At 71.9% G+C, this 23,186-nt stretch carries 19 protein-coding genes; 12 read left to right on the top strand and 7 right to left on the bottom strand.

The window, feature by feature from the left end; translation table 11 throughout:
* Positions 1–166: 166 nt before the first annotated feature.
* The 4 genes from ACFVYE_RS15000 to ACFVYE_RS14985 are packed head-to-tail and all read left to right on the top strand — an operon-like array spanning position 167 to position 7,346.
* A complete protein-coding gene (locus ACFVYE_RS15000; RefSeq protein ID WP_383965223.1) occupies positions 167–775 on the top strand; it encodes a toll/interleukin-1 receptor domain-containing protein in 609 nt (202 codons plus the stop codon).
* Positions 776–785: 10 nt separating this feature from the next.
* Complete coding sequence (locus ACFVYE_RS14995) at positions 786–3,011, top strand: PQQ-binding-like beta-propeller repeat protein (RefSeq protein ID WP_389605780.1); 2,226 nt, start codon at positions 786–788, stop codon at positions 3,009–3,011.
* A 16-nt stretch (positions 3,012–3,027) separates the two neighbouring features.
* A complete protein-coding gene (locus ACFVYE_RS14990; RefSeq protein ID WP_383965217.1) occupies positions 3,028–3,459 on the top strand; it encodes a hypothetical protein in 432 nt (143 codons plus the stop codon).
* Positions 3,456–7,346, top strand: a complete 3,891-nt coding sequence (locus ACFVYE_RS14985; RefSeq protein ID WP_389605778.1) for a hypothetical protein — start codon at positions 3,456–3,458, stop codon at positions 7,344–7,346. Before ACFVYE_RS14990 ends, ACFVYE_RS14985 begins: the two co-directional genes overlap by 4 nt.
* Positions 7,347–7,426: 80 nt before the next feature.
* Here the strand turns inward: ACFVYE_RS14985 and ACFVYE_RS14980 are convergent, their stop codons facing one another.
* From ACFVYE_RS14980 to ACFVYE_RS14970, 3 genes are all read right to left on the bottom strand, one after another.
* On the bottom strand, positions 7,427–8,500 hold the full coding sequence (locus ACFVYE_RS14980; RefSeq protein ID WP_383965211.1) for a prenyltransferase: 1,074 nt from the start codon (positions 8,498–8,500) through the stop codon (positions 7,427–7,429).
* Positions 8,497–9,255 (bottom strand): class I SAM-dependent methyltransferase, encoded by a 759-nt coding sequence (locus ACFVYE_RS14975; protein ID WP_383965208.1) that lies wholly within the window; start codon positions 9,253–9,255, stop codon positions 8,497–8,499. Before ACFVYE_RS14975 ends, ACFVYE_RS14980 begins: the two co-directional genes overlap by 4 nt.
* A 63-nt stretch (positions 9,256–9,318) precedes the next feature.
* The gene (locus tag ACFVYE_RS14970) at positions 9,319–10,650 is read right to left on the bottom strand and encodes a glycosyltransferase family 4 protein (RefSeq protein ID WP_383965206.1); all 1,332 of its coding nucleotides are present in this window, start codon (positions 10,648–10,650) and stop codon (positions 9,319–9,321) included.
* 230 nt (positions 10,651–10,880) lie between these two features.
* Here ACFVYE_RS14970 and ACFVYE_RS14965 point away from each other — a divergent pair, with 230 nt between their 5' ends.
* The 8 genes from ACFVYE_RS14965 to ACFVYE_RS14930 all read left to right on the top strand — a co-directional run bounded on the left by ACFVYE_RS14965 (position 10,881) and on the right by ACFVYE_RS14930 (position 17,901).
* Positions 10,881–11,492, top strand: coding sequence for a TetR family transcriptional regulator (locus tag ACFVYE_RS14965; RefSeq protein ID WP_327275501.1), 612 nt, complete (start codon positions 10,881–10,883; stop codon positions 11,490–11,492).
* Positions 11,493–11,612: 120 nt separating this feature from the next.
* Positions 11,613–11,978: a DUF4190 domain-containing protein gene (locus ACFVYE_RS14960; RefSeq protein ID WP_383965202.1), complete on the top strand. Its 366-nt coding sequence runs from the start codon at positions 11,613–11,615 to the stop codon at positions 11,976–11,978.
* 203 nt (positions 11,979–12,181) lie between these two features.
* Positions 12,182–13,429 (top strand): substrate-binding domain-containing protein, encoded by a 1,248-nt coding sequence (locus ACFVYE_RS14955; RefSeq protein ID WP_383965199.1) that lies wholly within the window; start codon positions 12,182–12,184, stop codon positions 13,427–13,429.
* 3 nt (positions 13,430–13,432) lie between these two features.
* Positions 13,433–14,224: an ABC transporter ATP-binding protein gene (locus ACFVYE_RS14950; RefSeq protein WP_389605774.1), complete on the top strand. Its 792-nt coding sequence runs from the start codon at positions 13,433–13,435 to the stop codon at positions 14,222–14,224.
* The gene (locus ACFVYE_RS14945) at positions 14,221–14,967 is read left to right on the top strand and encodes an ABC transporter ATP-binding protein (protein ID WP_389605772.1); all 747 of its coding nucleotides are present in this window, start codon (positions 14,221–14,223) and stop codon (positions 14,965–14,967) included. The genes ACFVYE_RS14950 and ACFVYE_RS14945 overlap by 4 nt, the downstream gene beginning before the upstream one ends.
* The gene (locus ACFVYE_RS14940) at positions 14,967–15,854 is read left to right on the top strand and encodes a branched-chain amino acid ABC transporter permease (protein WP_383965191.1); all 888 of its coding nucleotides are present in this window, start codon (positions 14,967–14,969) and stop codon (positions 15,852–15,854) included. The genes ACFVYE_RS14945 and ACFVYE_RS14940 overlap by 1 nt, the downstream gene beginning before the upstream one ends.
* A complete protein-coding gene (locus ACFVYE_RS14935; RefSeq protein ID WP_383965189.1) occupies positions 15,851–17,002 on the top strand; it encodes a branched-chain amino acid ABC transporter permease in 1,152 nt (383 codons plus the stop codon). Before ACFVYE_RS14940 ends, ACFVYE_RS14935 begins: the two co-directional genes overlap by 4 nt.
* Entirely contained in the window at positions 16,999–17,901 is a 903-nt protein-coding gene (locus tag ACFVYE_RS14930) for an alpha/beta fold hydrolase (RefSeq protein WP_383965186.1), read from the top strand. The genes ACFVYE_RS14935 and ACFVYE_RS14930 overlap by 4 nt, the downstream gene beginning before the upstream one ends.
* A 42-nt stretch (positions 17,902–17,943) precedes the next feature.
* Here the strand turns inward: ACFVYE_RS14930 and ACFVYE_RS14925 are convergent, their stop codons facing one another.
* From ACFVYE_RS14925 to ACFVYE_RS14910, 4 genes are all read right to left on the bottom strand, one after another.
* On the bottom strand, positions 17,944–19,920 hold the full coding sequence (locus ACFVYE_RS14925; RefSeq protein WP_383965183.1) for a helix-turn-helix domain-containing protein: 1,977 nt from the start codon (positions 19,918–19,920) through the stop codon (positions 17,944–17,946).
* Positions 19,921–19,950: 30 nt separating this feature from the next.
* A complete protein-coding gene (locus ACFVYE_RS14920; RefSeq protein ID WP_383965181.1) occupies positions 19,951–20,793 on the bottom strand; it encodes a 3-hydroxybutyrate dehydrogenase in 843 nt (280 codons plus the stop codon).
* A 108-nt stretch (positions 20,794–20,901) separates the two neighbouring features.
* Positions 20,902–21,657, bottom strand: a complete 756-nt coding sequence (locus tag ACFVYE_RS14915; RefSeq protein ID WP_389605769.1) for a copper homeostasis protein CutC — start codon at positions 21,655–21,657, stop codon at positions 20,902–20,904.
* Entirely contained in the window at positions 21,654–23,177 is a 1,524-nt protein-coding gene (locus tag ACFVYE_RS14910) for a M81 family metallopeptidase (protein WP_383965175.1), read from the bottom strand. The genes ACFVYE_RS14915 and ACFVYE_RS14910 overlap by 4 nt, the downstream gene beginning before the upstream one ends.
* Positions 23,178–23,186: the final 9 nt, after the last annotated feature.

Genomic DNA, 23,186 nt, shown 5'->3' with positions numbered 1-23,186 from the left:
CCCTGCCGGGACCGTCCCTGCCGCGCTGTCCGCCGGATCCATACCCGCCAGCGTACGGAGCCTTGCGGCCGCTATTCAATCCCCGGCGAATAGCCACCGAGCGAGTACTGCGCCCCTAGGGTGAGCACGATCCCTGACGTCAAGGCTTGCCAGAGAGGGGGCAATTGTGCCGCGCATCTTCCTCAGCTTTCGCAAACCGGACTCCCGGTGGATGCGAGACCGCGTCTATCGCGCGCTGTCCGAACGCTTAGGTGCCGACGAGATCTTCAAGTCGGGCCGGTCGATCCCGCCCGGGGCCGATTTCGCCGAGATCCTGCGGCGGCAGGCCGCCGAGTGCGAGCTCATGTGCGTACTGATCGGGCCTGGGTGGCTCGACGCGCGGGGCGAGGACGGTGTGCGGCTCCTGGACCGGGATCACGACTGGGTCCGCGTGGAGATCGCGACAGCTCTGCGGGCGGGAAACCGCGTCGTCCCGGTCCTGCTGGGTGACGCGACGTCGTTGCCCGGCGCCTCGGCCCTGCCGGCCGAGATCGCGGAGCTGGCGGGCCTGCAGTTCCTCCGCGTTCCGGAGACCCATCTGCCGGACGGGCTGGAGCACTTGGGCGACGCGGTGACCGCTCTCCTGTCCGATACCGATACCGACCCCGCTGTCGAACCCGGGCACGGCACGGAGCCGGCCGCCGATCCGGAGCCATCAATCACCATGACGGCCCATGTGTCCGGCGGCGGCAGCGCCTACCAGGCGGCCCGTGACCAGACGATCAGGCTGGCGTGAGGGGCGGACGATGGATCATCCCGAAACAGAGGGTGTGCGTCGGATCGGGCCGTATGCGCTGCTCGGAAGAGAGCGCGCGGTCGGCGGGAGCGAAGTCTTCGCGGCCCGCTCGGACGAGGGGCTCCTCGTCACGGTCACGGTCGTGGGGCCCGAGCTCGCCGGGGACCCGGGGTTCCGGGACCGGTTCCGAGCCGCCGTCGAGGCCGCACGGGTGCTGTCCGGTGCCTTCCTCGTACCGGTGGTGGATGCCGACGCCGACGCGCCGGTTCCCTGGCTGGCGACCCGGTTCACCGCCGGACTGCCGCTCCGGCGGGCGGTGGACCGGCACGGCCCGCTGTCCGAACCGGCTCTGCGGGTGCTCGCCGACGGCCTCGCCCAGGCGCTGGCCGTACTCCACGCGGCCGGGACGGTCCACGGCGAGGTGAGCCCGGACTCGGTGCTGCTGACCATGGACGGGCCCCGCATCACCGCCCTGGGGATGGTGGAGGCCACCGGCAGCCCGGCACCCTCACCGACGGACGACATGTTCGACCTCGGGTCGACCGTGCTGTTCGCCGCTTCCGGAGGCGAGCCGGACACGGGCGCACTCCCCGTGTCACTGCGCGACGTGATCGGCGGCTGCCGCTACCCGGAACCGCCGGACCGTCCGACCGCGGAGCAACTCGTCGCCTACCTGAAGCATCAGAACCTGCCGTCCCTGAAGGGCAGGTGGCTGTCCCCGGCGGTGACCGCCGACATGGCCGCAGCGACCGCGGCGGTGGGATCGGAGTCCGCCGGGGGCGGCGGCCGGGGCCCGCTTCCGCCGCCGCCGGAGATCGCCGCCGGCGTGGGTGTCAGCCGCCGGAAGCTGATCATCGCTCTGGCCGGGGGCGCGGCCGTACTCGGCGGGACCGCGGCGGCACTCGCCCTCTCCGGCGACTCGTCACCAGCACCCGACGGCCGGGCCGGCGGGCCCGGGCCCACCGAGCGGCCGGCCTCTCCCTCGGGCGGGCGATCCACGTCCGCCCCCTCCGCGTCGCCGTCCTCGACGGACGGACCGCAACCGGTCGTGCTGGCCGGACCCGACGCCGTCAAGGCATGGTCGGAAGCCGGAAAACACGCCCCCACCTGCCTGGAAGCGTCCGACAAGGTGGTCATGGTGGTCACGGGCACGGCCACGTCCTTCCTGGACGCCGCGACCGGAAAATCCGAGTCCTCCCCGCTCAACACGACCAACCAGTTCGGCACGAGCATGGGCAACTACCCGACGGCGTACGGGGACGGAGTGTTCTACCTGCTCTGCGACACACCGAGTCAGTCAGGCGTGCTGGCGGCGTTCGACGCCGCCGGCGGGAAGGCGAAGTGGGCGACCACGCTTGCCGACGTCGATCCCGGTGGCGGCACGCATGCCGCGAGGTACGTGAGCAACTATGTGGCAGTCGCGGGGAACACGGTCTATGTATGCGGGACGGTACTCAAGATTGACGGGAAGTTCTCGGCCAAGGATCCGACCACCGGCTACATCCGTGCGTTCAACGCCGCGACCGGCAAGAGACTGTGGCAGGTCAAGGGCACGGACATCAACAACGTGCTCGTGCCGCCCACGGGTTCTCATCTGCTGGCTGCCTCGGCCGTTCCGGGCAGGAAAACCGGCCGCGTCCAGATGATCGACGCCGGCAGGAAGGGTGCCCGCGGCTGGAAGCTGTCCGTCCCGCACACCTCGTACTACTTCACCACCGGCTGGCCGCTGACGTGCTACGCCGCAGGGCTGTTCCTGTTCACCGGCGGCAACGGCAACACGCTGTCCGCCGTCGACGCGGCCACGGGCAGCGAGAAGTGGCATCAGCGCTTCGACGCGAAGAACGGGGACCAGGTCAAGATCGGCACCCCGTTCTCCAGCCTGGACGGCGCGACCGTCTACGTACCGGTCGGCAGCGACCTGGCTGCCCTGGCCACGGCCGACGGCACGATCCAGTGGGTCGCGGTGCTCGACGGCGCCAGCGACACGGGCACTACCAACCAGTTCAACGCCTCCGCCGCGCTGGGTGGCAAGAACGCGCAGTGTTCGGCCGACACCGTCTTCGCCACCGACAGCGCCAAGACGCTGTGGGCCATCGACGCCGCCACCGGCAGGGCCCGGTGGAGATACAGGGACCCGGGGCAGCCGGACGTGGGGTTCATGTGGACGGTGGGCGGCGACCACGTGTTCATCGCCTCCCACCTGACCATGACAGCCATCGCGGCCCACGGGCGGTAAGGGACAAGGAGAAGACATGGAGACGAGTGTGGAACTCGCCGGCCTGGCATCGGCAGCCGCGGCGCGCCTGATCGATCTGCTGGCGACGGACGGCTGGGGCGCGGTCAAGTCCTCGGTCCTGGCGCTTTGGCGGTCCGCGCACCCTGAGCGCGTCGAGGAGGAACTCGCCGACGTTCGCAGCGAGTTGCTGCAGGCGCAGCAGACGGGCGGCGGTGAGGAGCTTCAGGGGCTGTTGGTCGCCGAGTGGCAGGCCCGGATCATCCGGCTCATGGCCACGCGGCCGGACGCCGTCGCAGAACTGCGTGCACTGCTCGGCGGGGAACTGCGCGCTGTCGGAACCCCAGGACCGCAGATCACGGGCTCGATGACGCTGGAGGCACACGTTTCCGACGGCGACGCGTTCCTGGCCGGCCGGGACATGAACGTCACCAGGGGCGGACAGGCGTGACCGAACGCAGCACCGATGCCTCGACCCCAGACGGGCCGCCCCTCTGGCAGCCGAAACGGCAGGAGGCGCGCGTGACCGGCGGCGGCAGCGCCTTCATGGCCGGCCGCGACCTCCACGTCCGCCTCGGCGACGAGGGGCGCAGAACCGTGGCCGGCCCCGGCGCCGACGACGTGCCGTGCCCGTACCCGGGCTTGGTCCCGTTCGACGAAGAGCACAAGCAGTGGTTCTACGGCCGTGAGCGCATGGTCCACCTCGTGTGCGAGCGGATGGACGCCCGGATGCGTGAGGGCGGCCCGCTGGTGCTGATCGGCCCCTCGGGGGCCGGGAAGTCGTCCCTGCTCGCGGCCGGGGTACTGCCGGCCCTGGAGGACGGGCGGCTTCCGGTGGCGGGGTCGAGCACCTGGCCGCGCCTGGTACTGACCCCGACGGCATCCCCGGCCCTGGCGCTGGCGGCGGCCGCCGGGCTCGACGCCGAGACCGCGCGGCGCACGGCACCGGCGTGGCGGGCCGATCCCGCACGGTGCCTGGCCGAGCTGCGCGAGATCACCGGATCCGGCGATCCGGCGCCCGGCGGGGAGTCCCCCTCCGCGGGCCTGGTCGTCGTGGTCGACCAGTTCGAGGAGATCTTCACGGCCTGCGGAGACGAGACCGAACGGCAGTGGCTCATCGACGTGCTCGACCGTCTGGCCCGGCCCACGGGCGGTGCGGTCGTGGTGCTGGGAGTACGCGCGGACTTCTATGCCGCGTGCACGGCCCATCCGCAGCTCCGGGCGGCGCTCAGGGCCGGACCGGTCCTGCTGGAGCCGATGACGGAGGGCGAACTCAAGGACGCGATCCGCCGCCCGGCCGGAAGCGTGGGACTCGACGTCGAAGACGGCCTGGTCGAGGTGCTGCTGACGGAGCTGGGCACGGTCGGCGGACCCCTCGGGGCGAGCACCACGGGCCGGCTGCCGCTGCTCGCCCACGCGCTGCGGGCCACGTGGCAACAGCGCAACGGCTACACGCTCACCGTGGACGGGTACCGCGTCACCGGCGGCATCCAGGGCGCCATCGCCAACACGGCGAACAGGCTCTACGACACCCTGCCGCCGCCCTGCCAGGAGGCCGCACGGTGGGTGTTCCTGCGGCTCGTCATTGTGGGGCGCGACGCGGACGACAGCCGCCGGCGCGTCCGGTACGAGGAGCTGCTGCGTCACGCGCCGGACCGGGATGCGGCCGTCAGGGTCCTGGACGACTTCACCAGTGGCCGGCTGCTGACCCGAGACCAGGACACGGTGGTGATGACCCATGAGGTGCTCATCCGTGCCTGGCCCCGGCTGCGGGACTGGATCGAGCACGACCGCACCGGGAACCTCGTACGACAGGATCTGCAGGACGCGGCCGAGCTCTGGGAAGGTGCCGGCAGGGAGGCAGCCGCGCTGTACCGCGGCAACCGTCTGGAGGCCGCCCTAGCCTGGGCCGAAACGCACGGGCCGGAACTCAGCAGCGTCGCCCGGGCCTTTCTGGCGGCCGCCCGCCACCACCAGCGGCGCGGGCAACGGCTCCGGCGCGCCGCGGTCGCCACCATCACCGCCCTGGCCGTGGTCGCCTCGCTGGCCGCGGTGTTCGCCTTCCGGCAGGAGGCCAAGGCCCGGGGCGCCGCCACCAAGGCCCTGCACTCCCGCGACCAGGCCATCAACGCCGCCGTCACCTCCGCGTCCGTGCAACTGGGCCAGACCGATCCCTCGTTGTCCGCCCAACTCGCCCTGACCGCCTATCGCATGGACCCGACCCCGGACGCGGCGTCCCGGCTCATCACGACCCAGAACACCCCGCTGGACACCCGGCTTCCCGGCCCGCGCGGCGCGGTGTACACGGTGGCCTACAGCCCCGACGGGCACATGCTGGCGGCCGGGAACATCGACCAGAACCTCGTCCGGCTGTGGGACGTCTCCGATCCCGGCCGTCCGGTGGCGCTGGGCCGACCCGTGCCCGTGGACCGTTCCGTCAATTCGATCCTGTCGCTCAAGTTCAGCCCGGACGGTCAGGTGCTGGCCATCGGCGGTCACACCATCCACAACGGCGACGAGGGTTCCGGCGGATTCGTCGACCTGTGGAGCCTGACCAGCCCCAGCCACCCCGTCCTGCTGGGCCGGCCGAAGAGTCCCGGCATTCAAAGCTGGGACGCCAGCTACGCCATCGAATCGCTGGCGTTCAGTCCTGACGGCCGCACCCTGGCCGCCGTATCGTACGCCGGACTCGTCAGCCTGTGGAACGTCACCCACCCCGACGACGTCAAGCCCGCGAAAGCGCCCCTGGACCTCGACTGCCCCGACGCCTTCTCCCGGCGCGTCGCGTTCAGCCCCGACGGGCGCACCCTGGCCGCCGCATGCGCCGACGACGCCGGCACCGTCATCCTGTGGAACACCACCGACCCGGCCCAACCCGTCCGCGGCCGTTCCCTGAAGACCGGGAGTCGCGTCGGGGCCCTGGCGTTCAGCCCCGACGGCCGCACCCTGGCCGCCGGATCCAAGGACAGCAAGGTCCACCTGTGGAAGGTCGCCGACCCCGGCCACCCCGCCCCACTGGGCAAGCCGCTGACGGGTCCCGCCCAGCCCGTCATGTCGGTTGCGTTCAGCCCCGACGGTCACACCCTGGCGGCCGGCAGCGCCGACCACACCATCCATCTGTGGAACGTCACCCGCTCCGGGCCCATCGGCCCTCTCGGCCGGCCGTTGACCGGTCCCGGCGACGCTGTCACCGACGTGGTGTTCAGCCCCGACAGCCGCACCCTCGCCGCCGGGAACGCCGACGGCAACGTCGATCTGTGGAGTCTGCCGCCGACCCGGATCATCGGCGCCGGCGGCAATGTGGCATCCGTGGCGTTCAGCCCCGACGGGCGCACCCTGGCCGCAGGAAACCAGAACAGCACCGTCTCTCTGTGGAACACCGCCGACCCCAACAATCCCGCTCCCCGCGGTGATCCGCTCACCGGACCCAAGTACCCGGTCGACGCCGTGGCGTTCAGCCCGGACGGCCGCACCCTGGCCGCAGGCGACGCCGACGGCAAGGTCCACCTGTGGAACACCGCCGACCCCAGCCACCCCGTTCCCCTCCCTGAGACCCTCACCGGGGCGAACGGGCTCATCTTCTCCCTGTCGTTCAGCCCCGACGGCAACACCCTGGCCGCAGCCGGCGACAACTTTCTCGGCAGCATCGCCCTGTGGGACGTCAGTGATCCCGCAAAGCCCGTCACCCAGCCCGGCATCTCCAATTCACACACGCAGTCCGTCATGTCCCTGGCGTTCAGCCCCGACGGCACGATGCTGGCGGCCGGCGGCGACGGCAGCAACGGCAAGGTCGGACTGTGGAGTACGACGGACCAGGGGGTCCGCATCGGGGAACCGATCGCCCAGCCGACCTCCACCAGCACCTGGGTGGCGTTCAGCCCGGACGGCCGCACGCTCGCCACCGGGAACAGCCGCGGCACCGTCACCCTGTGGAACACCACCGACCCCAACCACCTGACGCGCAGGGGCAGTCCCCTGACCGTGCCCGGCGGCAGCCTGTGGTCGGTGGCGTTCAGCCCGGACGGGCACACCCTCGCGGCAGCCGGCCACACCGACAACGGCACGATCAACCTGTGGAACGTCACCGATCCCGACCACCCCACCGCCATCGGCCGGCCGCTGACCGTGGATACCGGATACGTCGCCGTTCTGGCGTTCAGCCCGGACGGTCACACCCTGGCCGCCACCACCGACGACGGCGTGGCCACACTCTGGGACCTGAAGGTCGAGTCCGCCATCAGCCGCATCTGCGCCGCGAGCTCCGGCGCCCTGAGCCAGCAGCAATGGAAGCGATACGTTCTGCAACTGCCGTACGACCCACCCTGTGTGACCACCTAGAAGGCTCATGAAAATCTTGGGTTTTGGCCCTGCCGCGTGAGTGGCAGGGCCAGACTCTCGACAAGATCTTCATCAGCCTTCTAGCCGCAGCAGTCCGGTTCCAGCCCGTGCGGCAGCCGTTCGCCGCTGAAGACCGCGGTGGTCGCCTCGTCGCCGCCGAGCGCGGCCACCGCGAGCAGCAGCGAACCGGCGGTCCAGGTGGTGAGTTCCTCCGGCCAGAACGCCCGGTTGCCCTCGAAGACGTACCCCGTCCAGTACATGCCGCCGTCGGCGCGCAGATGCTGGATGGACTGGAGGATCTCCAGCGCCCGGTCGGACTCGCCCATCACCCAGAGCGCCAGGGCGAGTTCACAGCTCTCGCCACCGGTCACCCACGGATTGGGCAGCACACAGCGCACCCCGAGGCCGGGAACCACGAAGCGGTCCCAGCTCTCCTCCATCCGCTCCTTGGCGGCCGCTCCGGTGAGCGCGCCGCCGAGGACCGGGTAGTACCAGTCCATCGAGTAGCGGCTCTTGTCCAGGAAGCGTTCCGGGTGGTTGCGGATCGCGTGGGCCAGCGCACCGGTCGCCAGCTCCCAGTCGGGCTGCGGCTCTTCGCGCCGTTCGGCGATGGCGAGTGCGCAGCGCAGCGCCTGGTGGATGGAGGAGCAGCCGGTCAGCAACGCGTCCTCGACGGGCGTTCCGTCGGCTTCGCGCTTCCAGCCGATCTGGCCGCCGGGCTGCTGGAGCCGGAGCACGAATTCGACTGCGGCGTAGACCGTCGGCCACATCCGGTCGACGAACGCGTCGTCGCCGGTGGCGAGGTAGTGATGCCAGACACCGACGGCCACATACGCGCAGAAGTTGGTCTCCAGACCGCGGTCGGTCGGCTGCTCCGGGTCTCCGTCGTGGTACGCGGCGTACCAGGAGCCGTCCTCGTTCTGATGCCGGGCCAGCCAGTCGTATGCGCGTTCCGCGGCGGCGTGCTCGCCGGCCGCGTCGAGGGCCATGGCGGCCTCGGTGTGGTCCCACGGGTCGAGGTGGTGGCCGCGGAACCAGGGCAGCGCACCGTCCTCGCACTGCGCGGCGAGAAGGGCTGCGACGGTCTCGGCGGCCTGCTCGGCGGTGAGAACTCCGGGCAGTACGAGGTGTTCGGTCTGCTCGGGAGTGGTCACGCCTCGGCCCTGGAGAGGTCCTCGGCAGCGGCGGCCACGGGCAGGTGCGGCTTGGTCGCGTACGCCACGAAACTCTTGCCGACGACCGGGTTGAGCAGCTGCTCGGCGACCCGGGTGACGGCCGGCTTCTTCATGATGTCCCAGACCAGCAGCTTGTGGTACGCGCGGACCGGCAGCGACTTGTCGTTGTCCACCCCGAACGCGCACTTCAGCCACCAGTACGGCGAGTGCAGGGCGTGGGCGTGGTGGGTGCCGTACGGCTTGAGGCCGGCGCCGCGGATCTTGCCGAGCAGTTCGTCGGCCCGGTAGATGCGGATGTGGCCGCCCTCGACCTCGTGGTACGCGTCGGAGAGCGTCCAGCAGACCTTCTCGGGGCCGTAGCGCGGCACGGTGATCGCGATCCGGCCGCCGGGCCTGAGGACCCGGACCATCTCGGCGAGCACGCCCTTGTCGTCGGGGATGTGCTCCATCACCTCGGAGATGATCACGACGTCGAAGGACTCGTCGGGGAACGGCAGATTGAGGGCGTCGCCCTCCATCGCGGTGGCGGTGGCGCCCTCGGGGGCCTCCCCGGCCTCCTTCATCGCGGCGAACCACTTCGCGACCTCGCGGATCTCCTCGCCGTTCTGGTCGAGTGCCACGACCTGGGCGCCGCGCCGGTAGCACTCGAAGGCGTGGCGTCCGGCGCCGCAGCCCAGGTCGAGCACTCGGTCACCTGCGGCGAGCGGGAAGCGGGTGAAGTCCACGGTCAGCACGAATGCCTGCTTTCGCGGTCGAGGGGGATCAGTGGGCGGGGACGACGAGGACGGGCGGCGGTGTCAACGACGGCCGCCGGGGCGCGCGGTACCGGCACGGGCGGCGATCGCCTCGCGGTAGAGGGCGGCGGTGCCGATGGCTGCCTGCTTCCAGGTGAACCGGGAGAGCACCCGGGCGCGGCCCGCGGCGCCGAGCCGGGACCGCAGTTCCGGGTCGCCGAGCAGCCGGGTGAGCGCGGCGGCCAGCGCCCCGGCGTCGGCGGGTGGGACGGCCAGGCAGGTCTCGCCGTCCGGGCCCGCGACCTCGGGAATCGCACCGCCGGTGGTGGCGACGAGGGGCGTGCCGGTGGCCATGGCCTCGGCAGCGGGCAGCGAGAAGCCTTCGTACAGGGAGGGGACGCAGGCGATCTGGGCGCTGCGTACCAGGTCGACGAGTTCGGCGTCGCTGATGCCCTTGACGAACTCGACGGCGTCCTGGAGTCCGTGCCGCTCGATGGCCTGCGCGACCGGCCCGTCCTCGGCCCGCTTGCCGACGACCACGAGGTGCGCCTGCGGGTTCTCGGTACGGAGCTCGGCGAGCGCCTCGACGAGGTGGACGAGGCCCTTCAGCGGGACGTCGGCGCTGGAGGTGGTGACGATCCGGCCGGGAACCTCGGCGACCGACGGGTCGGGCGACCACAGGTCGGTGTCCGCGCCGATGTGCACGACGTGGACACGGTCCCCCCGCACCCCGAGATGGTCGACGATCTCCTGCTTGGAGGAGCCGGAGACGGTGAGCACCGAGGGCAGCCGGCGCGCGACCCGCTTCTGCATGCGGGTGAAGGCGTACCAGCGGCGGACGGAGGCGCGTCGACGACGGGTCTCGGCTGCGTCCAGGTCCAACTGCCGGTCGACCGTTATGGGGTGGTGGATCGTGGTGACGAGCGGGGCGCCGAGGTCCGCCAACAGCCCGTACCCGAGGGTCTGGTTGTCGTGGATGACGTCGAACTCGCCGCGGCGGGCGGCAAGATGGCGTCGGGCGCGCAGGCTGAAGGTGAGGGGCTCCGGGAAACCGCCGGTCCACATGGTGGCGACCTCGGCGGCGTCGATCCAGTCCCGGTACTCGCCGCGCTTCGGGGTGCGGAAGGGATCGGGCTGGCGGTAGAGGTCCAGGCTCGGCAGCTCGGTGAGCGGGACGCCCTCGTCGAGCACCGGATAGGGCTGGGCGCCGATCACTTCGACGCTGTGACCGAGGCGGGCGAGCTCACGGCCGAGGTGGCGTACATAGACGCCCTGGCCGCCGCAGAACGGGTTGCCCTTGTAGGTGAGGAGTGCGATGCGCAACGGACGGTCGCCGGCGGTGCCCGGCGTGTCGCTGCCCGTGCGGGGGCCCGTCTCTATGGCCTCAGCGGTCACACTCGGCCCCCTTCTCACTGCGTGTTCGCCGGAGCGTAACCGCTCACGCTAATCTAGAACAAGTTTCAGACTGGATCGTTCAATGAGCTACGAATCTACCGGCAGGTAGCGTCGGCGCAACGGCCGGATCAGGTGATTCGCGCCACGACCGGCCACCCTGGCATGCTGTGCGCCGCCGGGAGACCGAGCGCCTCCCTCCGGTTGCGGACAGAAGCCATGGATGGGGACACATGACAGCGGAAGCCAAGCCGGCATCGCCGCCCCTGACGGAGCGGCAGGAGGCCCGCCGCCGCCGCATCCTGCACGCCAGCGCCCAGCTCGCCAGCAGGGGCGGATTCGAGGCGGTGCAGATGCGTGAGGTCGCGGAGGCCGCCGAGGTCGCCCTGGGCACGCTGTACCGCTACTTCCCGTCCAAGATCCACCTGCTGGTCGCCACCATGCAGGACCAGCTCCAGCACATGCACACGACGCTGCACAAGCGCCCCCCGGCCGGGGACGACGCGGCGCAGCGGGTCGCCGACACCCTGATGCGGGCGTTCCGCGCACTGCAGCGCGAACCGCATCTGGCCGATGCGATGGTGCGGGCTCTGACCTTCGCGGACCGCAGCGTCAGCCCGGAGGTGGACACCGTCTCGCGGATCACGACGGCGATCATCCTTGACGCGATGGGCCTGGAGCATCCGACGCCGGAGCAGCTGTCCGCGGTCCGGGTCATCGAGCACACCTGGCACTCGGCGCTGATCACCTGGCTGTCGGGGCGGGCGTCGATCGCCCAGGTGAAGATAGACATCGAGACGGTGTGCCGGCTGATCGACGTGACGGCACCACGGGACGCGTCCTGACGGGTCCTGGCGGGACGCGCCCCGGATGATCTTTCGTCACACATCCCTCACCGCTCTACCCAGAAGGACCACAGATCTCTCCTTAACATGGCCATGACCAGCACCGATGGAGAGGAAGACATGGCTGACCAGTCAGGCAGTGCAGGCGGCGCGGCGGGGACGCAGGCCCCGGGCGCACACCCGGAGGGCGTGCCGGGCTACGGCGCCCAGCCGTCGTACGGCTACGGGTACCCCGGTGGCGCCCCACTGCCCAGTGGCAAGGCGACGGCCTCGATGGTGCTCGGCATCCTCGGGCTGCTGCTCATCCCGATCATCCTGCCGATCATCGCGCTGTGCCTCGGCATCTCGGCCCGGCGCATGGCCGACCGGGGCGAGGGCGGCGGCCGCGGCCAGGCGACCGCCGGAATGGTGATGGGCATCATCGGCTGCGCGTTCGCGGCCCTCGGCGTGATCGCGGCCACGGTCCAGGCGATCGCCGTCGTGTGACGGGCCACCGCCCGCGGCACTGACGCGCAGGTGCCGCGCCCGGGGCCGTACGATCCGGCCCCGGGCGCGGCCCACGGCTTCGGCCCATGTGCGGCCCCCACATGTGCACCGCATCAGGTGGGGTGCCCTGCACCATGTCGACGGCGGCACGGTGTTCATACGGTTCGGCGACATCACATGAATACGCCGAGGAGCCGGTCACCATGCGTCGCAGAGCCACAGGCACCGTCCGTCACCACAGATCTCTCTCCGCCGTCGTCACGCTGGCCTCGGCCGGCCTGCTGCTGGTCGGGTGCACCGCCGCCGGGAAGGCGGGCGAGGCCGATTCCGCGTCCGGCAAGGACGCGAAGGACCAGAGCGTGAAGGTGGGCCTGGTCTACTCCCGTACGGGGCTGCTCGCGGACTACGGGAAGCAGTACCGCGACGGGTTCATGGCGGGCCTGGACTACGCGACGAAGGGCACCGGCAAGGTCGCCGGGCACCGTATCGAAGTCACCGAGCAGGACGACGCGGGCGACCCGGGCAAGGCGGTCTCCGCGGCCAAGAACCTGATCGGCAAGGGCTACAAGGTACTGGCCGGCACCACCGATTCCGGGGTGGCCCTCCAGATGGCGCCGCTCGCCGCCCAGAACAAGGTGCTGTACATCAGCGGCCCCGCCGCCACCGACGCCGTGACCGGCATCAACGACTACACCTTCCGCTCGGGCCGGCAGTCCTACCAGGACATCCTCACGGCCGGGACGATGCTCGGCGAGGCCAAGGGCAAGAAGGTCACGGTGCTGGCCCAGGACTCCACCTTCGGCCAGGCCAATGTGGCCGCCGTGCAGGCCGTCCTCGGCTCCAAGGGCGCGACGGTGGGCTCCGTACTGGCTCCGCCCAGCGCCACTGACCTGACCCCGTTCGCCCGGCAGGTCAAGGCGGGCGGGCCCGATCTGGTCTTCGTCGCCTGGGCCGGCTCCACCGCACCGGCGCTGTGGACCGCGCTGGACCAGCAGGGCGTGCTGGGGGCGGGCAAGGTCGTCACGGGTCTCGCCGGAACGGCCTCGTACCCGATCTTCGGGAACGCCGGTTCCAAGGTGTCGTTCCTGGCGCACTACTTCCCCGGCGCGGGCGGCGGCAACGCCGTGGAGAAGTCCATGCTCGACTCGGTCACCAAGGCCGGTGGCACCCCGGACCTGTTCACCCCCGACGGCTTCACCGCGGCGCAGATGGTCGTGCGCGCCGTCGAGGAGGGCGGCGCCACCGATTCCGCCGCCATGGTCAAGGCCCTTGAGGGCTGGAGCTTCGACGGGGTGAAGGGCAAGGAGCAGGTCCGTGCCGAGGATCACGCACTGGTCCAGCCGATGTTCGTCGCGAAGCTCAAGGGGACGGGCGCCGGTGCCCGGCCGGAGCTGGTGAGCACCGAGCCGATGGACGAGGTGGCGCCGCCCGCCAAGCCCTCGGCGGGCTGACCGATGACCGCACCGGACACCACCGCAGAGCACCCGGGCGGGGCGCGGAGCACCGCCCCGGTGCTCCAACTGGCCGGGCTCGGCTGGGGCGTCGGCGGAGCGACGATCGTCGAGGACGTCACGCTGAGCGTCCACGAGGGCGAGTTCCTCGCCTTCATCGGCCCCAACGGGGCCGGCAAGACCTCTCTGTTCAATCTGATCAGCGGGCTGACCACGGCCACGTCGGGCACGATCGCGCTGGACGGTGCGGACATGACGGACCGCCCCGCGCACGCACGGGCGAGGCGCGGCATCGGCCGCACGTTCCAGACATCCAGCCTCTGGCCCGGGATGAGCGTGGCCGACCACGTCCGGCTGGCCGCTCAGGCGGCCCGGGGCGGCTCGTACCGGCTGTGGCGGCGCGCCTCCTCGTACACCGCCGAGGTGAACGGCGTACTGGAACGCACCGGACTCGGCCACCGGGCACAGGCGATGGCGTCCGAGCTGTCGCACGGCGAGAAGCGGAAGCTGGAGCTGGCGGTGCTGCTGGTGGGCGAGCCGCGGCTGATGCTGCTCGACGAACCGATGGCCGGGGTGAGCGCGGAGGAGGTCCCCGCGCTGACCGAACTGATCCGCACCCTGCACCGGGACGAGGGCCGCACCGTCCTGATGGTCGAGCACCACATGGACGTCCTGCTGGGCCTGGCCGACCGGCTCGCCGTGATGCACCACGGAAGGCTGCTGGCGCTGGACACCCCGGAGGCAGTGACCGCCGACCCGACCGTTCAGCAGGCCTACCTCGGGGAGGGGTTGTGACGACAGGGACCCTGCTCGCCGTACGGGACCTGCGGGTCCTGATCGGCGGCCGGCACATCCTGCACGGCGTGGACCTCGACGTCGCCCGGCACGGGGTGACCGCTCTCCTCGGCCGCAACGGCGCCGGGAAGACCACGACCGTACGCGGCGTCCTCGGCCTCGTCCCGCGCACCGGCAGCGTGCGGCTGGACGGCGAGGAGACCGTGTCGATGCCCACCCACACCGTGGTGCGGCTGGGCATCGGTTACGCCCCCGAGGACCGGGGCATCTTCGCCGGGCTGACCGTCGCGGAGAATCTGCGCCTGGCCGAGCGGCGCGGCGCGGACGGGCCCGCGTACCCGCTCGTCCATGAGCTCTTCCCCGAACTCAAGCGCCGGGAACGGCAGTTGGCGGGAACATTGTCCGGCGGGCAGCAGCAGATGGTGGCGATCGGCCGCACACTCCTCAACGGCAACCGGCTGATCATCGCCGACGAACCCACCAAGGGCCTGGCGCCGAAGGTGGTCACCGAGGTCGCCCAGGTGCTGGAGCGGGCCGCCGAGGCGGTGCCGGTGCTGCTCGTGGAGCAGAACCTCGCCGTCGTGCGGCGCCTGGCCGAGCACTGTGCGGTGCTCGCCGACGGCCGGACCGCCCACCAGGGACCGGCCGCCGAGCTGCTGGGCGATGCGGAGGCGGCACGTCGCCTGCTGGGCGTGGGACACGGCCCGGCCACCGAAGCACCTTCCGTGGAGGCGGATTCCTGATGTCCACCGTCGTTCTGCTCACCATGACCGGACTCGGTCTGGGGGCGCTCTACTTCCTGATCGCATCGGGACTCTCACTGATCTTCGGCCTGATGGACGTGCTCAACTTCGCGCACGGGGCGCTGCTCTCCATCGGCGCGTACGGCACCTGGTGGGCGGCGTCCGGCAATCTGCCCGGCGCCGGCCCGGGCGGAGCGGGCTTCGTCCTCGCGGTCCTGTTCGGTACGGCGGTGGGCACCGCGGCCGCCGTGCTGCTGGAACTCGCCGTCGTCCGCCCGCTCTACACCCGGCCGCGCGAGCAGGTGCTCGCCACGGTCGGGGTGGGGCTCGCCGTCCCGGCACTGCTGTCGGGCATCTGGGGCTCGGACGCCCGGACCTTCCCGGGGCCGAAGGCGCTGTCCGGCACCTTCGGGCTGCTCGGCGCCCAGATCCCGGTCAACCGGCTGGTACTGGTCGCGGCGGCGGTCGTGGTCCTCGTCGCACTGCGGCTCTTCCTCGGCCGTACCCGGCACGGTCTGGTCGTACGGGCCGGGGTCGAGGACCGGGCGATGGTCACCGCCCTGGGTATCGATGTGCGGAAGGCGTTCACGCTCGTCTTCGCGATCGGCGGCTGCGCCGCCGCGCTCGGCGGGGCGCTCGGCGGCCTGTACTTCGGCTCGGTCGACCCCCGCCAGGGCACCTCGCTGCTGATCTTCGCGTTCGTCGTGGTGGTCACCGGGGGCATGGGCTCGGTGACCGGTGCGGCAGTGGCATCCGCCGTCATCGGCCTGGTCCAGCAGTTCGCCAACTACTACACCGCAGCGGGCCTCGGCGACCTGGCCGTCGTCGTCCTGCTCGCCGCGCTGCTGCTTCTGCGGCCGCGCGGACTGACCGGGAGGCTCGCGTGAGCGCCGTCACCGAGACACACGACCGCACCGGCGAAAAGCACACGGCCGCACCGGCCCGCGGGAACACCGCCCGGCCGCTGCGCCGCTGGTGGCCCGCCGCCGCACTGCTGATCCTCGCCATCGCGCCGTACAGCGCACTGCCGCTGCCCGGACTCCTGGACGGCCCGCTCGGCAGCCCCGGCAGTCTCCAACTGCTCGCCACCTGCCTGCTGTTCGGCGCGCTGGCAACCGGCTACGACCTGCTGCTGGGCCGCACCGGGCTGCTCTCCTTCGGGCATGCGCTCTACTTCGCCGCGGGCAGCTACGCCACCAACATGTTCCTGCTGGAGGCGGGCCTCCCGTTCGCCGTGTCCGCGCTGCTCGGCCTCTGCTTCGGGATCGCGCTCGCGCTGGTTCTGGGGTCGGTGAGCCTGCGGGTCACCGGCATCGGCTTCTCGATGGTGACGCTGGCCTTCGCCCAGGCGGGCTCGATCCTGGTCTCCCGCGACCCCGGTGGTTTCACCGGCGGCGAGGAGGGCCGGGCCGCCCCGGCGGATCTGCTGCCGTCCGGGCTCGTGGGCATCGAGCACACCGCGAACCTCTACTGGGTGGCGCTCGCCTATCTGGTCCTCACCCTCGCCGTCGTCCACTGGGCAGTCCGCTCCCCCACCGGACGGGTCTGGGAGGGCATCAAGGAGAACGAACGCCGGGTGGAGGTGCTGGGGTTGAAGCCGTACGGCTTCAAGCTGACAGCCTTTGTCCTGGCGGGCGCGCTGGCCGCGCTGGGCGGTCTGGTGCACCTGCTGCTCACCGGCGGCTCGACCCCCCAGACAACCACCTCGGACTTCACCCTCTCCCTGTTGGTCATGGTGGTGCTGGGCGGGTCGGGCACCCGCTGGGGTCCGATGGTCGGCGGCATCCTCTACACCTGGGCCGATCACCGGCTCGGCGATCTGGCCGGGTCGGGCGCGGTCGCCGATCTGCCCGCGGTGCTGCGGGTGCCGCTCTCCCAGCCGCTGTTCCTGCTCGGTGTGCTGTTCGTGGCCGTGGTACACCTGCTGCCGGGCGGCCTGGCCCGGCTGCCGTCCCGGCTGGCCGCGGTACGCCGCGGGCCCGCAACCGAAACGCTCCCGGCCGGGAAGGCCCGGAAGGAGAACGGACGCCCGTGATTCCGTACGAAGAGATACAGGTCCCCGTGACCGGGGGCGAGTTGGCGGTACTGAGGTGGCCGGCCCGCGAGCCGGACGCACCGGTCGTCGTCGCCCTGCACGGCATCACGGCCAACGCGCTGTCCTGGGGTCCGGTGGCAAGGCTGCTGGACGGCCGCATCACCCTGATCGCCCCGGATCTGCGCGGCCGGGCCGGGAGTTCGGCCCTGCCGGGGCCGTACGGGATCGCCACGCACACCGACGACATCGCCGCCCTGACCGAGGCCCTGGGTCTGGACCGGGTGGTGCTGGCGGGCCATTCGATGGGCGCGTTCGTGGCGGCGCTGGCCGCCGTACGGCACCCGGAACGGTTCGGGCCGCTGCTGCTGGCCGACGGCGGCATCGGCTTCCCCGCCCCCACGCATCTCTCCCCGGACGAGCTGATGACCGCCGTGATCGGGCCGGCCATGGACCGGCTGTCGATGACCTTCCCCGACCGGACCGCATACCGCTCCTTCTGGCAGGCGCACCCGGCGTTCGCGGGTGCGTGGTCGGCCGAGGTGGATGCGTACATCCAGCGCGACCTGACCGGCGACGAACCTGCCATGCACTCCACCTGCCGGATCGAGGCGGTACGCACCGACGGCATCGGCCTCTTCGACGAGGAGGTGCTGACGGCGGTACGGAAGCTGCCGGCTCCGGCGACTCTGCTGTGGGCGCAGCGGGGCCTGATGAACGAGGAGCAGGGCCTGTACGACGAGACACGCCTGGCAGCGGCCGGCCTCGGGGGCACGGAGGTCACACCGGTGCCGGTGAGGGACGTCAACCACTACACGCTGCTGACGGGAGAAGCGGGCGCCGGAGAAATCGCACGCCACTTGCTGACCATGTCCGGCACCCCCGGCCCGTCCGGCGCTTGAGGACGGGGACACCGGAACGCACCCCGGGCGGCCGGACGGCCTCTACCGCTCCCGGCCGCCCGCCAACAGATGCAGCCTCAAGGCAAGTTGCAGCTCCAACGCCCGCCCGGGCTCGTTCCAGTCCCGCCCCAGCAGCACCTGCACCCGGTCCAGCCGCTGCACCACCGTGTTGACGTGCACGTGGAGTTCGTCCTTGGCGCGGATGAGACTGCCCCCGGACCCGAAATAGGCGCTGAGCGTACGCACGAGATGCGTGCCGCGCTGCGCGTCGTACCGCAGCAGCGGCCCCAGCGTCGCCGTGACGAAACCGTCGACGTCCTGTGCGTTGCCCAACACCACTCCCAGGAAGCCGAGTTCGTCGACGCACGCACCTTCCCCCGCACGCCCCAGAACCCGCATGGCGCGCAGGCAGCGGGCGGCCTCCCCGTATGCGGAGGCCAGCTCCCGGGCGCCGCGGGCCGGCCCGGTGGCGGCGACGGTGACGGGGGCCTGGGTCAGCTGGCCGAGCTGGGCCGCCGCCGCTCGCGCCGCGTCACCGGCGGCCGGGCCGGGGTCGTCGGCCTCTATCAACAGCACCACGTTCCCCGCGTGTTCGGCGCTCACCCCGTGGATGTCCCCGCCGAACAGATAGCGCATCGCGGCAGGAGCCAGCCTCTCCCGGGCTCCGCCCTCGGCCACCAGCAGCAGATGCGGGCGGTCGAGGTCGATGCCGAGGCGTCGGCCGCGTTCGGCGAGCCCGGCCGGGTCGCGGTCCGCTTCGGTCAGCAGGTCGGTGATCAGCTCTCCGCGGATCCGGTTCTCGGTCTCGGCGACCGTGCGCCGCAGCAGCAGAAGGAGTCCGGTGACCACCGAGGCCCGCTCGAAGAGCCGCCGGTCGGAGTCGTCGAGCTGTTCACGCCGGTGCAGGACCAGACCGGCCAGGAGTTCCCGTCCGGCGAGGACCGCGCAGATCCACCGGCCGTCGCGGTGAACGGCGCGAGCACCCGTACGGGACTCCTCGGCGGTCTCGGCCAGCCACCCGGCGTCCATGCTGTCGGCGGCGAAGTCCGCACCGTCGGGGCGGACCGCCGCCAGGGGCCGCCCGCCCGGGTCGTGAATGGTGAGCGGGGAGTCCAGCAGCCCCGCGACCGCCGCGGCGACATCCTTGACGTCGCGGCCGCGCAGGACCAGATCGGTCAGCCGGTCGTGGGACTCCTCGGCGCGCTGCATCGCCGCCGAGTGGGCCCGTACGGCCGCATTGGCCTCGGCCAGCTCGGCGTTGGTCTCGGCCAGTTCGTCCAGCGCGGACCGGGTGTCGGCGAGCGCGCGGGCGGTGTCGATGGCGATCGCGGCATGTGCGGCGAGCGAGCACAACAGGGCGACCTCGTCGGGGCTGAAGACGCGGGGGGCACGGTCGGCCGCGAAGAGGACGCCGATGACCTTTCCCGTGCCGCCGCGGCTGGAGCCGAGAAGCAGGGGCACGCCCAGGATGGCTACGAGCCCGTCGTCCAGCACCGCGGAGTCGATGTTGCGGGTGTGGTGGAAGCGGTCGTCGGTGCGGTAGTCAGGGGTCGCGTAGGGGCTCGCGGTCTGCGCCACCAGACCGCCGAGCCCTTCGCCCAGCTCCAGCCGCAGGCACTGGAAGGACACCGACACCGACCCGTCGGTGACCCGCATATAGGTGTCCCCCGCCTCCTCGTCGGGGAGTGTGAGATACGCCGTGTCCGTGCCGAGCAGCATCCTGGCGCGGCGGACGATCGCATTCAGCACGTCGTCCAGGTCGCGGGATGCGGCCAGGTCGCCCGCGGTGTCGAAGAGCGCGGTGAGCTGGAGCTCTCGGCGCCGGTGCTGCCGCAGGGCGCCCCTGATCCGCAGAGCGGTGGCGGTGGCCCGCTCCACCTCCGCCAGATCGCCCGCGGGCACACCGGCGGCCCGCGCCTGCGAGGAGACGGCACCCAGCGCCTCGGCGGGGGCGTCGTCGGCCAGCAGGTCGAAGAGGCGCCGCACATGGGGCGCGGCGGAGGCGGACGGTTCAGACATGGGCGGCCATCGTTCGTAGAGGTCGGGGGATCAGTTGGCGGTCCAGCCGCCGTCCATGGAGAGCGAGGTGCCGGTGATGTGCCCGGTACGCGGTCCGCAGAGCCACAGCACGGCCTCGGCGACGTCGTCGGGTTCGATCAGGCGCTTGATCGCGCTGCGTTCCAGCATGACCCGGCCGACCACCTCCTCCTCGGAGATGCCGTGCGTACGGGCCTGGTCCGCGATCTGGTTCTCGACCAGGGGGGTACGTACGTACCCGGGGCTGACGCAGTTGCTCGTCACCCCGTGCTCCGCCGCTTCGAGCGCGACCACCTTGCTGAGTCCCTCCAGTGCGTGCTTTGCCATCACATAGGCAGACTTGTAGGGGCTGGCCCGCAGACCGTGCACGGACGAGATGTTGACCACGCGCCCCCAGCCGCGTTCGTACATGCCCGGCAGGGTCCGGCGCAAGATGCGGAACGGGGCCTCCACCATGACGCGCTGGATCAGCGCGAAGCGGTCCGGTGGGAATTCGTGCACGGGGGCGACGTGCTGGAGCCCTGCGTTGTTGACCACGACGTCCACGTCGGCGGGCAGCGTGTCCACCACATCGGGGACGGAGAGATCGACCACCCACGCCGTCCCGCCGATCGCCTCCGCCAGGCTCTTCGCGGCGTCCGCGGCCTTGTCCACCACATGGACATGGGCGCCCGCGGCGGCCAGGGCCTGTGCGCAGGCCCGCCCGATACCGCTCGCGGCACCGGTCACCAGGGCGGTGCGCCCGGCGAGGAGCCGGTCTGCGGGCGACGGCGAGGGACCTGCGGCGGGCGGCGGGACGGCGGGCGGGGCAGCCTGCGGGGCGGGCCCGTGGTCCGGGCTCTGAGGAGTCTCCATGGTCGTCACCGTAAGGAGACCGAAGCCCACGTCACACGGGGTCGGTGCACACACCGTGGCACGTCGGCATGGTGGTGGCGTACATGGTGCGGGCCCGGTCCCGGGCCGTCAGCGGGCCGCGTCCACCGCCCGTCGTGCCTCGGCCACCACTTCGGGGTCGGTGACGAAGTGGGTGTCCTGCTCGGCCGACGCGCCCCCGGCGCCGAGCGGTATCCACTTTCCGCCGCGCCGGGGCAACGCCCCGGTCTTGGCGGAGAGATGGACGGCGGCGGCTCCGGCGGAGGTCAGGGCCGGGATGTCGGCGGGGCGCACCCCGCCGCCGGCCATCACCTGCACCCCGGGTGCGGCGGCGGCCATCGCGGCGATCGCCGCCAGCCCGTCGGCCGCGGCGGGGGCGCCGCCCGAGGTGAGGACCCGGGTGAGACCGAGTGAAGGCAGCAGCGCGGCGGTGGCCACCGGGTCGGCGGACTGGTCGATGGCGCGGTGCAGGGTGATGTCCACCGGGCGGCCCGTGGCGCGGGCCGCTTCGGCGAGCCGGGCGACCGCCACGGTGTCCAGGGCGCCGTCGACGGTCAGCGCGCCGATCACCACGCCGGAGGCACCGGAGGCGATGACGGACCGCACCTCGGCGGCCATGAGCGCGATCTCCTCCGCGTCATGGACGAAGTCGCCGGGCCGGCACCTGACCAGCACCTGCACCGGCAGCCCTTCCGCGGCGACCGCCTCCACCAGGGCCGCCGACGGGGTCAGGCCGCCCAGCTCCAGGGCTACGCAGAGTTCGACCCGGTCGGCGCCGTGCTCCCGGGCGGTCCGGGCGCCGGCCGGTGAGGTGACGGCGATCTCCAGGGCGGGGCGCGCGGTCACTCGTCGTCCCCGGTCAGCGGCTGGTCGGAGGCGGGGATGATGCGGGCCGACAGATCCGGGTCGGCCATCTCGCGGTCGAAGGGGAACATCGGGCGGCGGATGCGGTGGTGGCCCAGGCGTACCAGGTCCTGGTCCACACCGCCGGGGGTGAGCGCCATCTTCCACCCGACCGACATGTCGAAGAGTTCGGGCTCCAGGTAGCCGATCTTCACGATCACGATGTCGGCACCGCGCGGGTCGAGGTCCAGGTCGGTGAAGTCGTGCTCGTGGTGGTAGGGCTTGCGAAGCCCGGTGAGGATCGCGTACACGCTGCCGACCCGGATCACGACCTCGGTCCGGGCGTCGCGGTCGCCGTGCCGGATGGCGTGCACCGTGCCGGTCAGGGTGACCGGGCCCGCGTGCCGGTCGTCCACCTCGGCGCCGGCGGTGACCGTGACGGTGGCACCGACACCCGCGGCGACGGCGGTCTCGACGGCGGCCGGTCCCGGCACCGAGGCGTAGATGACGGTCGGACCGTCGTCCTTCCGGAACTCCGGGCGGGCCAGCAGCCGGGTCAGGCCCCAGGTCATGTCGCCGGCGCCCCCGGCGGTCGGGTTGTCCCCGGTGTCGCTGATGAAGTACGGGCGCTGGTCGGAGTCCAGGGCCTCGTCCAGGATGCCGTCGAAGGTGCCGGTCGGGGCGACGAAGTCGAAGTCGTCGCGGGCCTTCCAGAAGCCCTGGGCCAGGCGCTCGGCACCGGCCGAGACGGCGCCCCGGTCGGTGCCGGTGACCACCACCACGGCGCGGTTGCGCGGTTCGTCGGCCCAGGCGTAGCCGACCCATATCGCAGCGTCGATCACGCCGTCCATGGCCTCGACCTCGTCCACGGCCGCGTACACGCTCCTGGCCGGCTCGATCCGGGTGGAGGTCTGCTCGCCGGCCAGCAGCACCGGCACCGGCACCCAGGCCTTGACCGGGCGGGGCGCGCCGGAGGCCAGCAGGTCCACCAGGTTGCGGACGGCCCGCTCCTTGGTCTCCATGTGGTCCTCGTGCGGGGCCATCCGGTAGCAGGTGATCAGGTCGCTGCCGTGGGCGAGTTCGCGGGAGACGTTGCCGTGCAGGTCCATCGAGGTGGAGATGATCACGTCGGGGCCGACGGTGGCGCGGATGCGCTCCAGCAGCACCGCCTCGGCGTCGTCGACGCCCTCCACGGTCATCGCGCCGTGGATGTCGTACCAGAGGCCGTCCGGCCGGGGCAGCGCAGCGAGCCGTTCGATCAGCTCGTCGGTCAGCTCGGCCCACGCGGCGGCGGTGACGGTGCCGCCCGGCAGCGACTTGCCGACCAGGGCGCCGTGCCAGTCGGCCGCCTCGCGCAGTTCCTCACCGGGGGCCAGGAAGGGGTAACGGTCCAGCACCTCGGTGCCGCGCGAGGGGTGGAAGGCGGCGGCCCGGGTGCGAGCGGGGGAGAAGGTGGACGACTCGATGCCGAGTCCGGCGATGGCTATGACCGGGCGGGCTGCGGCGGTGCGGGATTGCGACATGGCTCCTCG

It is taken from the genome of Streptomyces sp. NPDC058239 (genome assembly GCF_042882185.1).
Classification (GTDB): domain Bacteria; phylum Actinomycetota; class Actinomycetes; order Streptomycetales; family Streptomycetaceae; genus Streptomyces.
This window is presented reverse-complemented; position numbering and strand designations above follow the sequence as displayed.